The 16437-nt window shown below is 39.9% G+C and carries 14 protein-coding genes; 9 read left to right on the forward strand and 5 right to left on the reverse strand.

The genetic code is table 11. From position 1 onward, the window contains the following. The 8 genes from EAE92_RS16280 to tssE form a co-directional block, all read left to right on the forward strand. The coding region (locus EAE92_RS16280) for a type VI secretion IcmF C-terminal domain-containing protein (protein WP_281422785.1) at positions 1-893 on the forward strand (893 nt) is incomplete at its 5' end. Between the two features lie 715 nt (positions 894-1608). Beyond that, the gene (locus EAE92_RS16285) at positions 1609-3222 is read left to right on the forward strand and encodes an esterase/lipase family protein (protein ID WP_214068841.1); all 1614 of its coding nucleotides are present in this window, start codon (positions 1609-1611) and stop codon (positions 3220-3222) included. Between the two features lie 98 nt (positions 3223-3320). Beyond that, a complete protein-coding gene (locus EAE92_RS16290; RefSeq protein ID WP_246545255.1) occupies positions 3321-4322 on the forward strand; it encodes a T6SS immunity protein Tli4 family protein in 1002 nt (333 codons plus the stop codon). Between the two features lie 248 nt (positions 4323-4570). After that, the gene (locus EAE92_RS16295) at positions 4571-5554 is read left to right on the forward strand and encodes a T6SS immunity protein Tli4 family protein (protein WP_214068842.1); all 984 of its coding nucleotides are present in this window, start codon (positions 4571-4573) and stop codon (positions 5552-5554) included. 523 nt (positions 5555-6077) lie between these two features. Then, positions 6078-7838 carry a type VI secretion system baseplate subunit TssF gene (tssF, locus tag EAE92_RS16300; RefSeq protein WP_214068843.1) on the forward strand — a complete coding sequence of 587 codons (1761 nt, stop codon included), beginning with the start codon at positions 6078-6080 and terminating at the stop codon, positions 7836-7838. Next, positions 7802-8887, forward strand: a complete 1086-nt coding sequence (tssG, locus tag EAE92_RS16305; protein ID WP_214068844.1) for a type VI secretion system baseplate subunit TssG — start codon at positions 7802-7804, stop codon at positions 8885-8887. Before tssF ends, tssG begins: the two co-directional genes overlap by 37 nt. After that, complete coding sequence (locus tag EAE92_RS16310) at positions 8865-9143, forward strand: hypothetical protein (RefSeq protein WP_214068845.1); 279 nt, start codon at positions 8865-8867, stop codon at positions 9141-9143. Before tssG ends, EAE92_RS16310 begins: the two co-directional genes overlap by 23 nt. Before the next feature lie 4 nt (positions 9144-9147). Further along, positions 9148-9576, forward strand: coding sequence for a type VI secretion system baseplate subunit TssE (tssE, locus tag EAE92_RS16315; protein WP_046394646.1), 429 nt, complete (start codon positions 9148-9150; stop codon positions 9574-9576). A gap of 90 nt (positions 9577-9666) precedes the next feature. Here the strand turns inward: tssE and EAE92_RS16320 are convergent, their stop codons facing one another. From EAE92_RS16320 to EAE92_RS16340, 5 genes are all read right to left on the reverse strand, one after another. After that, a complete protein-coding gene (locus EAE92_RS16320) occupies positions 9667-10539 on the reverse strand; it encodes a hypothetical protein (RefSeq protein ID WP_214068846.1) in 873 nt (290 codons plus the stop codon). A gap of 4 nt (positions 10540-10543) precedes the next feature. Beyond that, positions 10544-11806: a hypothetical protein gene (locus EAE92_RS16325; RefSeq protein WP_214068847.1), complete on the reverse strand. Its 1263-nt coding sequence runs from the start codon at positions 11804-11806 to the stop codon at positions 10544-10546. A gap of 556 nt (positions 11807-12362) precedes the next feature. Next, positions 12363-13031: a helix-turn-helix transcriptional regulator gene (locus tag EAE92_RS16330; protein WP_214068848.1), complete on the reverse strand. Its 669-nt coding sequence runs from the start codon at positions 13029-13031 to the stop codon at positions 12363-12365. Positions 13032-13473: 442 nt separating this feature from the next. Continuing rightward, complete coding sequence (locus EAE92_RS16335; protein WP_214068849.1) at positions 13474-14160, reverse strand: helix-turn-helix transcriptional regulator; 687 nt, start codon at positions 14158-14160, stop codon at positions 13474-13476. A gap of 41 nt (positions 14161-14201) precedes the next feature. After that, the gene (locus EAE92_RS16340; RefSeq protein WP_214068850.1) at positions 14202-14891 is read right to left on the reverse strand and encodes a PAS domain-containing protein; all 690 of its coding nucleotides are present in this window, start codon (positions 14889-14891) and stop codon (positions 14202-14204) included. An 815-nt stretch (positions 14892-15706) separates the two neighbouring features. On the opposite strand from EAE92_RS16340, the gene EAE92_RS16345 reads away from it, so the two are divergent. Then, the gene (locus EAE92_RS16345; RefSeq protein ID WP_214068851.1) at positions 15707-16342 is read left to right on the forward strand and encodes a hypothetical protein; all 636 of its coding nucleotides are present in this window, start codon (positions 15707-15709) and stop codon (positions 16340-16342) included. The last annotated feature ends 95 nt before the right edge of the window (positions 16343-16437 follow it).

Below are 16437 nucleotides of genomic sequence, written 5' to 3' on the forward strand. Positions count from 1 at the left end.
ATTTGACCGATACACAAGGCTATGGCCGCCTGATAGCCGCCAGTCTGGGAGGACAATGGCGGGGTTTTGGTCAGGCAATGTTTGTGGAGCCGTTAACGCAGGCGTGGCAGGGCGTACTGAAACCGGCGGAAGCGAATCTGAACGCCCAGTGGCGGACGGCGATAGTCGACAACTGGAACCGGGCATTCACTGGCCGTTACCCGTTTGCCAGAGGGGAAAGTGAAATCTCATTGCCGATGTTGGGGCAGTTTATTCGGTCGGATTCGGGACGGATAGAGCAGTTTTTGACGCGTCAGTTAGGCGGGATAGTGCATAAAGCGGGGAACCAGTGGGTGGTGGATGAGGTGAATGGTCAGGGCGTACAGATTAACCCGGATTTTCTAAAGGCGATAAATCAGCTCAGTCAGTTATCGGACCTGTTATTTGTCGATGGCAGTCAGGGGCTGCGGTTTGAACTGCGGGCCAAACCGGTTCGGAATGTAGCGGAAACCGACCTGACGATAGATGGACAGCAATTGCGCTATTTTAACCAGATGGAAAGCTGGCAGAGTTTTCACTGGCCGGGCGAGACCGATGAACCGGGGGTGACGCTGATGTGGACCAGTGTTAATACCGGGGCGCGGTTGTTCGGTGATTATCAGGGAAACTGGGGGCTGATCCGTTGGCTGGAGCGGGCGAAAGCGGAAAGGCTGGATGAAAGCCGTTACCGCCTGATATTTACTGCCCCGGATGGATTACCGTTGACCTGGATTTTACGCACAGAATTAGGCGAAGGGCCGCTGGCATTATTAAAACTGCGCGGATTTAAATTGCCGAAAAATATCTTTGCGGTAAAACCGGGTAGTCACACGACAATATCAGCGGTAAATGACGATGACCTGATAGCGGAATAATGCATGCTATTGGGGATAAATGAAGAAATAGCGTAATCGTTAACTATTTTCTTTAATAGAATAACTGCCATAATAGATATTGCTACAGATATTCCGATAAAGATATTTGGTTATATGGATGATAAGCCTGATGATACTTTTCTCAATGAATAGTAAATGCTGCTATGGGATTTTCTTGATGTGATTAAATATTTTGTTATTCGCGTAGCAGGAATGAGAATGATTCTTCTTTATAGTGATGAGGTAAATGAAATTTAAAAAGGAGTGATAAGATTAAAGCGGATGTAATCTATTGAATAAAATGAAAATAGATGTTGTTATCATAGGAATATGATTATAACAGCGTATTCAGGTCGCTTTCATTTTATGGCAATCAATGTCGGTTTAGTTTTGTCAATAAATGTCATTTTATTGTCATGAAATTTAAATATTTTTTTCGGTATGCTGTTATATCGGTGATGAAAAGGGGTGTGCATTAAAAATCGTATTTTTTTGAAAAAAAGAGTTGATTTTTATAAGCACCCGCCGGGAAGATAGGAAAATTCAGAAATCGCTCATCCTGTTTATGTATTGATGTATTGCGAAAATATGGGGGGCCTGTGTAAATATCTTTGATCCGAACGGATGATCATATGTACAGAATGGAAAGAGTCCCTTGCCAAAGCAAGTTGAGGTGGAAATTAGTCAATTGAAAATAAAAGATGAGGAGTAAATGATGAGTGAGCCGAAGGAAAATGAGATTTTTATTCACCCTGAATATGATGAACTGGGCCTCCCTTATTACAACGTGCCGAATGCCAGAATTGAAGAAAATCTGGTGGCGACTTGTTTGAAATACGCGACTAAAGTGATCCCGGTAATTTTCCTGCCGGGGGTGATGGGGAGTAATTTGAAATCGACAGAGGGGGAGTCAGTCTGGCGGCTAAACAGGATATTAAGTTTTGATGTTTTAGTTTGGACATGCTTGGGCGCGTCTTACAGGAAAAAAACCTTAGACCCGAATAAAACAAAGGTCGATGATTCCGGGGATATCACTCCTGATCACACTGAGAAGAATAAATTCCAGACTTGCAAGCAGCGCGGTTGGGGGGAGATAGCCCATATGAGCTATGGCACTTTCCTGCCCTGGCTTCAAGCGGTGTTGGATGATGAGCGTCTGGCCTTTGAGTACTGTCTGGCAGGGAAGGGGGAAAAAACCCTTCGGCAACGTATGGTTGATATGAACCTGAATGCGGAGTGGGGAGAAGAGCCGCTGACCGAGGCAGAGGTTGACCATAGTTATGATTTTCTCTACCCGGTTCATGTGATGGGCTATAACTGGTTGCAATCTAATAAAGATTCAGCCAAGAGGCTGGCGCAATATGTGGATAAGGTTTTAACTTTCTATGGTAAACGATGTGCAACCAAAAAGGTGATTTTAGTCACTCACTCAATGGGGGGGCTGGTTGCTCGTTATTATTCAGAATTGCTGAATGGCAGAGATAAAATTTTAGGCATTGTGCATGGGGTGATGCCTGCTACGGGTGCCCCGACCACCTATAAAAGGATGAAAACCGGTGAAGATGGTATGACTGGGCTGGTTGTCGGTCATGATGGTGAAGAGATGACGCCGGTGCTGGCGCAGTCTCCCGGCCCATTACAGCTTCTACCGGGAAAGGAGTATGGTCGAGGCTGGTTACATATCGCTGATGGTAAAATGACGCATAAACTGCCGAAATTAGATCCGTATGAGGAGATTTATCTGGAAAAGGATCGCTGGTGGGGATTATGTGAAACCTGGCTTTTAAACCCGGATAAAAAGGATAAATGGAAAGATAATGAAAGCTGGGAAAATTATACGTATCTTATAAGAAAAGAAGTTAGGCCATTTATTGAAGAGCTAACTGGTAAATACCACCCGAATACTTATGCCTTTTATGGCGCCAGTGAAAAACATCTATCCTATGGAATTATCTCTTGGCAAGAAGTCAGTAAAGATTATTACAATAAAACGGAGGATTATTCCGGCCTGACATTTGATCGGCCGATATACGATCCTTATAACTTAGAGACGGGCACAACTCGTATGGTGCAGTTTTCTGTTGGTCCTTCTTTTCAGGATGTTGCGGCGAAAACTTTTAAGCTAGCACCGCCAAAGGATAAAGGGGATGGTACCGTGCCGGAACGGGCTGGCTGTATTTCAGCCAGATATTTACGCAGCTTGCTGGCAACAGAAGTCGACCATGAAGGTGCGTATAAAGGAAATAACGAGACGGAAGAGACTTTTGCCCGGTTATTCACCTTACGTTCAATTGTGAAGATGGTGCAGGCGGTGAAAGGTGAAAATTGAATAGGAAAACGACCTTACTGACTTTAGCGGTTATTTATATCTTGTGGTGGCATATGCCCGTATCTTATTACCCGATTTTAACTGAAAAGGAAAAGAAAATGACAGACGAAATGTTAGCAAATATGCAGACCCGCTGTGTGGGCCGTTATTTGATAGATCTTCCTGCTGGATTTGACAATATTATTCATGATGGGATATTTATTGGTGATGCGCAAATAGAAACTGAGCGTTTATATCCACCTGCATTTGAACAGCGGATACAGTTAAGAGAACAGAAATTAAAGGAAGCTAAAACTATTTATCCTAAAGATATGCCATTTTTAAGAAAAGTTTATCGCCTTCAAGATAATTTGAAAGGTGTGATTTTCGAAAAAAACGAAGATATTGACATTCCGAGCTATGCTCGGGTATTAGAAGCTCACTTATATAACAATGGGGTTGCTTTTACTATAACAATGAAATTTATGGATTTGTCTGATGAAAAATATGCTCGTGATAGAGCCGGTTTTATCAAAGATGGTTTTTCTGAATATAAATTAAAGGCTACAGATAGAACGATGATGAAAATGAGGAATTTATTATCCAAAATCAGTGGCCGAAAGGATACAGAAATACCCACGGAAGCAGGTACTTGCATTCCTGATGGTTTTATTGCTGGCAGTCGTGATGAGAAAGAGAATATGACCTTTGTCTATAAGCGAAATGAAAGTGATCATTTTACTTTCAGTGTTGAAATATTGAATGATCTTCAAGAGAAAAACCATCTATTAGAGCGTTTGAGGGGAATGGAAGGTCTGTTTTTGGCCGTGCATGCTAAGATAATAAGGAAAGAGAAACGTGAAATTAATGGCACTTATACGGAGGAAGTTTTAACGACCGCCCCGACAGAAAAAAGTGATGAACTAGAAACCAAAATTCCGGGATATGCATTTATGTTAATTGCCAATGAAACAACCGGGGATTATAAGAACCCTTTTGTTAAAATTAATCTGAGAAATGATCGGTTATCCGCAACGCCGTACAGTGAAAATGAATTGATAACGTTTTGGGATGTGGTAACGAGTACTTTTCGTAAAAGAGCCGGTGCTTTTAAAGAGTAATAAAAGTAAGTTTTAAATTGAACTTCTTATAGAGATATAAGGTCTAAAAACTAAGGTTAGCAAATGAAAATGATGGTGATAAACACAAAAATATATTGTGGACTCAGTTATCAAGATAGTATAAGTGGTGATAGTTAGGTAAAAGAGAAGATGATTGGTTTTATTCACTATCGTAGCAATTTATGCCTTGTGGCAGTGATATTTCCCTGCCTTTTATTATCTCGTTTTAACCTGAAAAGGAAAATTAAATGAAAACTGAAATATTATCCAATATGCAGACTCGTTGTGTCGGGAATTATCTGATTGATATTCCCTTAGCATTTGAAAACATCATCAACAATGAGATATTTATTGGTGATGCGAAAATAGAAACCAAGCGTATGCATCTATCCGCATTTGAACAGCGGATAGAGATAAGAGAGCAAAAATTAAGGACGACTAAGACTGCCGATTTGAAAGATCTGCCCTTTTTAAAGAAGACTTATCATCTCCAGGGAAACTTATATGGTGTGATTTTTGATAGAAATAACAGTATCAGTGAGCCAGGTTTTACCCGAGTATTAGAAGCCCATTTATATGATAATGGGGTTGCTTTTATTATAGAAATGAAGTTTACAGAGATATCAGATGATAAATACAGTTATTCAAGGGACCGTTATATAAAATCTGGATTGACCGAAAGCCAATATAAAATGCTTTCTCAAACTCTGGACAAAATGCAAAAGCTAATTGCCAGAATCAGTGGCAGAAAGGATAGCGATATTCCGACAGAGGCAGGAATCTGTATCCCTGATGGTTTTATTGCCGACTATAATAATGAAAAAGAAAGTATAAAGTTTGTCTATCAAGGAAATCAGGATGATAATTTCACATTCAGTCTTGAAATCATTAATGACCTTAAAGGGGAAGGGATTTTACTTGAACATATTGGTGAAATTGAAAGGGACTGGTTCGTTAACTATGGCAGGATAATAAGAGAAGGAGAAAGAGAGATAAATGGGATACATGGCGCGGAGTTGTTAGCGGTAGGTCTGCAATCTTTTGATAATAATCCTCGTTATCAATTTGATTTTATTGCAAATGATATGGTGTTGGATGATAAAAAAGTTTGTATTGTCATTATGTTAATGAATTACCAGTTACCTGCAACGCCATATACCGAAGATGAATTGATCACATTTTGGGATACAATAACGAAAACCTTTCGTAGAAGACCGGATGCTTTCGAATAGTAATAAAGTGAGAGAGATAGTGTTTTAAATAATTCACTAATGGGAGGTTAAAGGTGTTATGGATTATATCGCTAATGGTTTTTTTGCTTTATATGTTGGTTTTTAGCCCGGCAATATTGGTTGTTGATATACTTATCATTCGTCGGATAATTAAACGTGGAGGGTGGAAAAAATATAAAATTGTGTTCTTTTTGATTCCTGGCGTGTTATTGATGAGTGTCTTTGTTATTGGTATGACCTCTGCCATTATCATGTTGTTCGGTTTTTTATGTGATCATTCAGGTTAATGGCAATAATTTTAAAATAAATGGAAAAGTATTTCGGTATGAAACATTGCCTTTGAATATTAATTGCTTATTGCGTGATTGCTCTGGCAATAAAATAGAGAATGTCGTTATGTCTGGCATTGTTTTTAGGTGATATCAGACTACGGCTATTTTTCTCTAATATTTTATTTCCCTTCTTATTATTTATTCTGAACGGGAAACGGTATTTTTTAATAACTCTTTTGGAGGAGCATCCTATGGATGATTTAACCCTGCGCTATTATGAGGCAGAAATGCGCTATTTGCGTGAGGCAGGTAGAGAGTTTGCTAAGGCTCATCCTGACCGGGCGGCCGCGCTTAATCTGGATAAAATCGGTATGCGCGATCCTTTTGTGGAGCGTCTGTTTGAAGGTTTTGCCTTTATGATCGGGCGCCTGCGTGAGAAGCTGGATGATGACTTGCCGGAGTTGACGGAAGGGTTGGTTAGCTTGTTGTGGCCGCATTACCTACGCACGATTCCGTCCCTTTCCATTGTTGAATTTGGGATGGATTGGGCACAGTTGAAAAATTCGGTACAGGTGAAAAAGGGTTTTGAAATCCTTTCGCAACCGATCGGCCCAAGCAAGACTCGGTGTCGTTATACCACGACTCAGGCGGTTCAGTTGTTGCCTCTGGCACTGACCGATGCTTCCCTGCAAGAAGAACCCAATGGACGTTCCGTTATTCGATTGCGTTTTGGCTGTGGAACATTGGTGGACTGGCGCCAAATTGATTTGAGCCGTTTACCGCTGTATCTCAGTGCCGACAGCCCGCTGGCCTGTGCATTGCATCGGGCGTTTACGCTGCAAACACAGCAACTTTACCTGCGTTTACCCGGTCAACCTGATCGTCAGCCATTTGACGGCCGATTCTCTCCAATGGGGTTTGGCGAAGAGGAGAGGTTATGGCCGAAAGGGGAAAGTTCGTTTAGTGGTTATCAACTGCTGCTGGAATATTTCACTTTCCGTGAAAAGTTTATGTTTGTTACGCTCTGCGGGCTGGAAAAGTTGACTCTCCCCGAGAGAACGCCGTGGTTTGAGTTGGATGTGGTTCTGCGTGAAAGTTGGCCCTGTGATTTGCCATTTGCTGCCGAGCATATCCGTTTGCACTGTACCCCGGTGATTAACCTGTTTCGATTGGAATCCGATCCGCTTCAACTGGAACCATTGCAAACCGAGTATTTGCTGTGTCCGATCCGTTTTCAAGACGGACATACCGAGGTTTATTCCGTGGATGAGGTCTCCTCTTCGAAACGCGAGGGCCACCGGTATGTGCCATTCAGTAGTTTCCGTCATAAAGGCGGCATGTTGCGTCATGACGCACCGGAGTGCTACTACCATACCCGCGTGAAACGGGGGCCGTCAGGTCTGTGTGACACTTGGATTATTCTGGGGGGAGCGGATTTTGATGATAATGAACTGTATAAAGAAGAAATTTTGTCACTCAAGCTGACCGGCACCAATGGTCAACTGCCTCGTAGGGCATTGCAGGATACGTTGTTGGATACCGCCGTTAATCCTCCGCTGGCGGAATTTACGGTACGTAACCTGTGTGAACCGACATTGCCCTGCTATCCGCCAAACCGAGACCGTTTCCACTGGCGGGTACTTAGCCATCTTGGTTCTAACTTTCTTAGCATGATGGATAACCCGGAAGTGCTGCGCGGGACGTTGGCCCTGTATGACTGGACCGACAATGAGATGAATTATCGCCGTCTGGAGGCGATTGTCGCGGTGAAGCATTCGCTGATTGAGCGATTTGAGCAGGGATGTTTGCGGCGGGGCGTACACATTGAAGTGACACTGGATAGCAACGGCTTTGCAGGCAACGGCGATATCTGTTTGTTTGGCGAAATGCTCAACCGCTTCTTTGCTTTGTACACCGATATTCATCTGTTTAACCGACTTACGCTGATTTTACAACCTACGGGGGAGCGACTGTTATGGGAAGAACAACACTGTCAGAACATTCCCGGCTGATGGCGATGCTGGAAGCTGACATTTCAACACTCGATTTCTACCAATTCTGTCAGATCATTGAACGTGCAGTCCCTGATCAGCCGCCGTTGGGTAGTACGGAAAATCCGGCTGATGATGCGATACGTTTGCGGCCTCATCCAGGTTTGGGATTTCCCGCCAGTGAATTGAAAGCGATAGAAACTGACAGTGAACATCCGGAGCGTCCGCCGACGGCCAGAACAGCGTTTATGGGGTTATATGGGGTGGATTCTTTGTTGCCGACTGCTTACCTGAACGATATCGCTCAGCAAAGGGAAGGGAATGAAACAATCGAAGCCTTTCTGGATATTTTTAACCACCGGATGTTCACCCAGTTTTACCGTATCTGGCGTAAATACTCCTATCCGGCGACTTTTGCTACCGGAGGAACCGACATAACATCCCAATGTTTGCTTGGGCTGATTGGCTTAGGGATACCGGGTAGTCAGCAACAGATAGCCACGCCGATGTCTCGTTTTCTGGCGTTGCTCAGTGTTATGCGCCTGCCGACTCGAACCGCGGAAGGTGTATCAGCGCTGGCGGCATTATTGGCGCCGCAGACTCGGATAGTGGTGACGCCCTCCTGCCCGCGACAGATCTATCTCATGCAACCGGCGAATCTTTCAGAGATTCACCGAATTTCCCTGTCGCAGCGTACCGTGTTAGGCAGAATAGGCATTGATATCAATAGCCAGTTATTGCTGGCGCTGCATACGGATTGCCCGGAGGAAGCGCGGGGCTGGTTGCCGGGCGGGCAGCTATACAGCGATTTTTTGGTGTTGCTGCGGGTTTATCTGGGCTGGCGATACCAAGCCAGATTGCAACTGACTCTGCCGACCCGAATATTACCGCCGCCGATACTGGGTGGTCAGCCTGTTCAGTTAGGGCTGACGGGAGTATTAGGTCTAAAAGTTGAAGATCAGGCGGCAGTGCCTGACAACATTACGCTGAATCTGGGAGGTTATCAGGGGATATCTCCAGACAGTAATCAAGATAAAGGAGAAGACTATGTTAGTTATACTTTTTTATAAGGTTGCGTCGGTGATGACGGCGATAATATTACTATTGGCGGGGGGCGGTCTGACTCAGACCGTGACTGACGGCACGGCAGCGGCCACTCACTCCCCTTTTCATAAGCAGGTGAAAATGTCGCATCTGGGTTTTATTCCACAGGCAGCGGTCAATACCGACGCTGGAAAAAGTGTCGCTCTGTCCGCTCCGACATTGGTTCGGGTTTATCAGTTGCGGGATAACAAAGCTTTGACCTTGTTGCCTGAAAAGGAGTAAGTACATGAAAAAACCTTCTCTGTATGAAAGCCTTTTCGGCAATTTTAATTGTGGTCTGGAGTTGCATCAGGTGAGTGAAGAAGATCAGGTAATTTTGTCGGTATTAGACAATATGCAACGTATCCTCAATAGTCGTGCCGGTTCGCTTACCCATCTGCCCGATTATGGTCTGCCTGATCTCAACACCATTCTGCGAGGGTTGCCCGCGTCGTCGCAGCGCTTGATCTCGACAATTGAACATACGTTGCTGACTTATGAACCGCGTTTGAAGCAAGTCAATGTGACGTTATTGCCGGAGCTTGCACCGGGGCATCTGCGTTATGTCATCAATGCTGAACTCAAAGGTGTAGGGCTGGTGCGTTTCAGTACTGAGTTTGTGCCGGAAGGGAATGTGTTGATCCGCCATTTACGCCAGCAAGGGTATATGGATTAGGTATTTGTGTGTGTTTTGTTACTCGTGTCGTAAATGATCATTTGTAATACAAAGTGAAGGCTTGCCATTGTTGTGCAAGCCTTTGGTAGTTTAAGAGAGAATTCGCTCTAGAAAATCTAAAGCTGATTGAATACTAGATAATTCAGCATCAACACTGTCACCATTCATGTACTTAACATGGATTAAAAATGTATTGAATATTAGGTGATTAGGAATGAGAGTGCTGTTGTATGTAGCAATAAAGTCTTTAGCTTCCTTTAAAGTTTGAAATTTAAAGTCATGCCCATACAAAGGGGTTATAACTACATATTTGAGTGTTTTTTGTATTTTCCATTCCAATGCTTTTGTAAATCTTTCAATGTTCGCCTTATTTGAGTTAAAAATACTAGATTTAACTATTTCAAGTTGATCTTGTTTAAGTCGTTCAATAAGTGCAACTTTTTCAGCAAGGATTATTTCTGAGGTATCTTCATCAAAAGCCATATCAATCCCGGCTAAAGCGAATGCTGAAACAATATCTTTATAATGAATATACAGAACCTGAAAACCACAACTCTCAAGTTGTTTCAAGGAAGGTTCTGTGAATTCTCCGGCGAGTATTGCGCCTTTGAAAGGACATTCAAGTTGATATTTACTTACAATAGGAAGAACGGCACCTTGAATTTCCTGAGCTTTATTTTTTGAATGTTTGGTATATCGACGCCATGCTGATTCAATGAAGGCGACGGGTCTTCCTAATGTTGTTGCTGAACCAGAATACTCAAATACGAAATCTAAGTCATGAGTGTTTCCATAAGTATCTTCCCAAGTTATTTTTTTTCCTTTGCGTGCTTTTCTTGGTTGTCCAACAACATCAAGATATAAGTTTGTCTTATTTGCTATATCTTGTAATAAAGGAACGAATAAATTTTCGAGTATGTTCCCAATGAGTTGCCCAAGTTTGTGAGATGGAGATATGGCCATATTCTTACCCTTCAACCCATAAACGACCTTCATGTAAAGGTACTGTATGTGTTCTATTTTTCCATTTAACATTCCTATCTCTTAGCTTTTCAAAGCTAAAAGAGGAAAAACCGGCAGAAACAGCAAGTTCCCCAAGCCATTTTTCAGCAGGAACATGTATACCGTATGGTGCGGAGTCACCAATAACAAAGCAGGCTTTTGAATCTTTCTCCATATTTTTACGAATATTTACCCATATTTTGGCGATGTCTAAAAAATAAGCCGCAATCATGGTGTGGTAGGATTTTTTACCGCCTTTACTATGCCTTATTATGTCTAACTTTTTGGTTACATCAGATATTTCATCTTTTATTGGATAGAGAAGTGGATTGCTAAGAACTTCATCCAAGTCGATTTTATCTGAAGACGAGTGCTGAGAACATGATCTCATCAGTGAAGGTCTGACAACATCTTTGAGGTCGCCCCAACCATTTATCTCTCCCCAAAACATCATCTCTAGTCTTGTTGCATCTGCATAATCATAGTTATTAGGATATGGCGGTGATGAAATTAGCAAGTTACACTTTTCTGCTTTAAACGGTTGCCTCACATCTTTGTGTTCAATATGTGAGTAGCTCTGCCAACCTGACGAAATTGCATGAAGCATATCGGCTCTCATCATTTCAAGCTTCCCAGAGAAAGCTTCGAAGGGATCTAGCACTTTAGATTTGGATTTATTAGGTAATACATATTGCCACTGAGCTGTGCCCACATGGCTACATGCTCTCAATATTGATGTTATGTTTAGCCTGATCAATTCCCAGATCGGTTCAGCATTAGATAATTTTTCATATGCAATTTTTAATCGTTCAAGTTTGTTAAATGAATCAACGGAGTAGCATTTCCCTAAAAGGTTATTTTCGTTGTAGTGAATAGGATCGGGCATTGTCTTTAAAGACGATGCGTATGCGATAAGCTCTTCTCCTGCATCATTTAGGTCATTCGTATCTAAATACCAAAGCTGTTTAGCTCTTGCGATCCTTGCTACAAAGGGATGTCCCTCAAATCCGAAAGAGCTAACATTAAAAAAATCGGCTGCAATGTTGGTTGTACCTGAACCAGCAAAAGGTTCAAGAATTATCGCTTTTTTACCCGTTTCGTCTTGAAATTTTAAAATCTCAGAATTCACCCACTCAGCCGAAAAACCAGCGGAATAGCGAAACCACCGGTGAACAGGGAGTTTCATGTTATCGGTAAAAGTTCCTGAGCGAGCTGTTTTTTTGAGCATAAATCTTTTTGTCATTTCGTGTTGGTGTAGAAAGGGCTATTGTACTCGAAAACATCTTTTATTAAGACTGTTTTTTATTCGATTATTTTGTTTCCCCATATTCATCTAGAAATAAGGTAATAACAACGATTTGAACAACAATAGCGAGTAAAAGTTCTATTGTTAATAAAGTTGTAAAATTGTGACATAAATTAAATACAGTTTTCATATCAGATTGAATTTTAATAATAAATTTTGCGATAAGATAAATTTTTTAATGATTACAATGAATATTATCACTGGGTTTGTGGTAGGACATTTTCTGCCTATGAGGATTCGATATTTTATCGTTTACAATAACAATATTCCTGATGTTATCTTTACAATATCCAAGTAAATAAAGTCTTAAATATAAAAATAAAGATAAGGGGATTGTTTTAATTCTTTTTACCATAATGGAATTAATAATATTGTTTCAGCGGTAGCCTTATTAATAGATCAAGGCTACCGTTTTTTCTTCTGGTACGTCCAGATTGAATTTTATTGTCAGCAGCAGAGCGGTTTAATAATAAAATTGCTATGACAATAAGAATTTTTCTGGTACATAATGATGAAAATTATTCGCTAAACAGTATTCTTCCAGTTGTTGACTAGAATGAATGCCTATCTTTCCATATATCCGAGACATATAAGTTTCAACGGTATGGTGAGAAATATTTAATTTCTGTCCAATCTGTTTCCTGGTGTATTTCTGTAAAAAGAAGAAAATGATATCCCATTCACGCGGCGTAAAAATATCGCTTGGTGGTTGGAGCATAATCGACGCGGGTAGTTTTTTATAATATTGATGCAAGTAAGACAATGAATAGTCTTTGGCTTTCCAACAATGGTACATGATGCCGATAAAATGTCCATTTTCATGATAAAAAGGTGATTTCTCACAGAAAAAAGATGATAAAGTTTGATTTTGTCCGAATATATGTGTTTCAATTGAACATATTCTTTGCTCTGTTGCCATGACTTTTTTATCTTGAATAATAAATTCCTCAGCAAATTCAGCGCCGTCCCAAGGGAGTTCATGATCGTAAAGCCCTTCATAATCAAATGATGCTTTAAAATTATGAATATATTTCTTGGTTGCTGAGTTTCCATAAATGAAATTTGAAGAGCTATCTTTTATTCCCCACGGCTCATTGCTGATTTCCAGCGTGTTGATGATTTGAGGTGATATCGTACAGTTCTTCATAAAAACTCCTTGATAGTTTTCAGCCTAAATAAACATTCTACTTTTGGATTTCCTGGTGCTTTCTGGGGGATAGCAATAAAATTGAATTTTCTCATAATAATTTTCTAGTCTTATATGTTATGGCAGACTGAATTATTGTTTTAATTTCTTATTTATTATATTTAAAACAATAGTTTATATGGTAATATCCAGCAATTTGTTAGTTGATTGATTATCCTACAAATTCAGAATAATTCTAAGGAGGTTTATGATTATAAGGTGTTCTGCAATCAAATAATTCCTCAATATTATGAGTAAATTCTTTTATTGCTGAATTACCGTCAATAAAATATGAAGAACTACTTTTTACGCTCCACGGTGTATGACTTATTGCCATTGTGTTAATAATTTGAGGTAATATTTCATAGTTCTTCTTCATAAAAACCCGGTTGTTATTTAGGGGTTAAGGAAATATTCTACTTTCTGGATGTACAAATCTTTCTGGTACGTAAAGATCATAATCATTTGTGCGGCAATAATCTTCTAATTGACGACTAGAATGAACACCAATTCTTTTATATATTCGCGAGAGATGGGTTTCAACCGTACGATAGGAAATATTTAACATCTTACCCATCTGCTTACTGGTATATTTTTGTAATAGAAGAAAAATAACATCCCATTCCCGTTGCGTAAATATATCGGTTGGTGGAGAGAACAAGATAGATGCTGGTAGTTTTCCATGAAATAGACGGGTAAATGAGAAATCCTGAGCTTTCCATGCGTGGAACATAACGCCGATACATTCGCCATCATCATTATAGAATGGATATTTTTCTTGGAAATAAGATGAAAGAAATTTATCTTTCCCATACATATGTGTTTCAAGTGAACATACTCTTGCGTCTTTCTCCATTGTAGCTTTATCATGAATAACAAAGTCTGTTGCAAATTCAGCGCCATCCCAAGGAATTTCATTATCATACCGGCCTTCAAAACCAAATGAATCTGAAAGATTTTCGAGATGATTAAGTGCTAAATTACCATAAATAAAACATGAATTTTTATCTTTGATCCCCCAAGGTTCATTACTCTGCCGCATAGTGTTAATGACTTGAGGTGAAAGATTTAATTTGTTGATTTGGTTCATAATGAAATCCTATCGTATAATTAATGGTTAGTAATCTAAGTTTATAACTCCCTGCTACCAATAGTAAGAAATCTTTCAGGAATATAGAGATGATAGTTATTTTTCTTACAGAAATCTGCTAACTCTACATGAGGTGATAAGTCAAATTTCTGATAAATTGACTGAATATGATTAACGACATCTTCTGTGCTCATCATTAATTCTTTACTGATGCTCTCTTCATCTTGTGAGCGTAAAGTCAGAAAAAGGACTTCCCACTCGGTTTGTGTCAGAATATTATTAGGTGGCATAAATTCCAGGTTTGTTGGCGATATTCTTTCATAATAGTAAGAAACAGAAAAATCTTGAGCCTTATACATATGAAAGAAGATCCCAATGCAATCATTATTCTCATCAAAAAGGGGAAATTTATCACAAATATAGCTTTGTTTAATGTTATTTTCTCCAAACTGGTGCGTTTCCAATGAAGTGACGCGCTGCATAGTCTGGATGGCTTTTTGGTCCTGACGGTGGAATTCTTCTGCATGTTCAGCAACAGGTGAAGGTAATTCACCCATAGAAAGCCCTAAAATATCGAAATCTTCAGGAAGGTTGAGCAATTGATAGAAAGCAGGGTTAGCATAAATAAACCTTGATTGGTGATCTCTGGCGCCCCAAGGTTCATTGCTTTTATCCCACATCATGGTTAATTGTGGCGTAATAAGAGTGGATTTGTTTCTTATATTTGACATAGTAACTCCTAAATTTCGACTTAAATTGTTATCTGAGTAGTTGCGTTTTCGATTATGCCTTAAGCGGACTGCTATATAATAGGATATAATGCTTTTCTCGTCAAAAAGCGTATGTTTATTAATTGAATTTTTACTATTTTATAATGAAACTTTAAATAACAATGAATATAACCATATATACTATTTTAGATGTGGATTATTTTTGTGTTTATTGAAAGAGTGATTGAAGACTGTTGCTGTGCCTGATATCCGCCATTTTTTAGCTGGAAAACAGGCATCATTGGTGGTCAATAAGTACAGATTATACTCAAAATTATCAGCATTCTAGCTGTTGTCAATTGATAAATAATTATTTGTCTTAATGCTTAAGGGCTGTTTTTTTAAATTATTTTATTTACTTTTCTTTGTAATAAAGAAAAAATCTGAGCAGTAGCGTGAAAAAAACGATAGCTTTTGAACACATTTTTGATGTGACCTAAAGATTGAACTCAATAAATTACGTCTGTTGTGTTAAGTATATATTCTTAGTTTTTCATATTGTTTGTGCTAACTACCCTTTTAAAGGGTAGCTGGCAGTAGTTACACTTGTTGGGATTAAGTAGTAAATACTTAATGAATGGTGCTAACATCAATTTGGTTTTTTCTATTTGAATTTAATTTTTTCTTAATGTTATCCGTTACTTCACATGTATAACACGCAAGTTTGATGGGATGTGCAAAGATCATATCGTTACCTTCTATTTAAGGTACAGTTATCAATTTGATAACTATATCGTTCTTTTTAGAGGATTAGCGTGGGGATAGGAGGAGGCTATATGTCAATAAGATTGATAAATCCTGAAAAGATTAATGAGGTTTTCGCTCATCTGAATGGAAGCTCAGATAACCATAGCCTTTATACTGCCTTAATGGATGGGGTTGATATTACTGACCAGATAAAAGGATTGTTACTTTCGCCAGGTTATCGCATGGTTCGTATTGATGGTCGATTTGGTAATCGTATCAGTCAATCCCACTTCGAATTGGCGTTGGTTAACAATGTGTCTAAAGAGGTTGCCTATTATAATCGAGTGGTTATACAGCCAGATGTGGTATTAAATTGTCGCCCAGTAACGCAAATTCTTGTTTGGCGTATCAGAACGCCTCAACACCGGGCTGTTCTACATGATTTGTCTGACAAGGTGTTCTTTGATTATCTGCTTGAGCATTACAATGTAATTGTGTCGGATATGAACCAGACTCATGACGGTATTTCTTTTTGGCAGGCCCGTATGTATGACGCGCTGGCGTATAATATGCATGTTTATGCTTATGATATGACTACCTGTGAGTTGCGTAAGATTTTGACCCAGAATGATGTTAGTCGCCAAGAATCTTGGTTATGGGGAGATTCTGAACATCGTCAGAATAGATTGGCAATTATTTCGAAAAGTGAATTACCCATCCAATAGACCCACTTTGTGGGTTTTTTCATAATCGATCTGAATGATTCCATTATAATTAACTTGCGATATATCAATCCTCACCCAACGCGTTATCCCTCATT

Origin of the sequence: Photorhabdus hainanensis, assembly GCF_018448965.1 — a bacterium.
Taxonomy (GTDB): Bacteria; Pseudomonadota; Gammaproteobacteria; order Enterobacterales; family Enterobacteriaceae; genus Photorhabdus; species Photorhabdus akhurstii.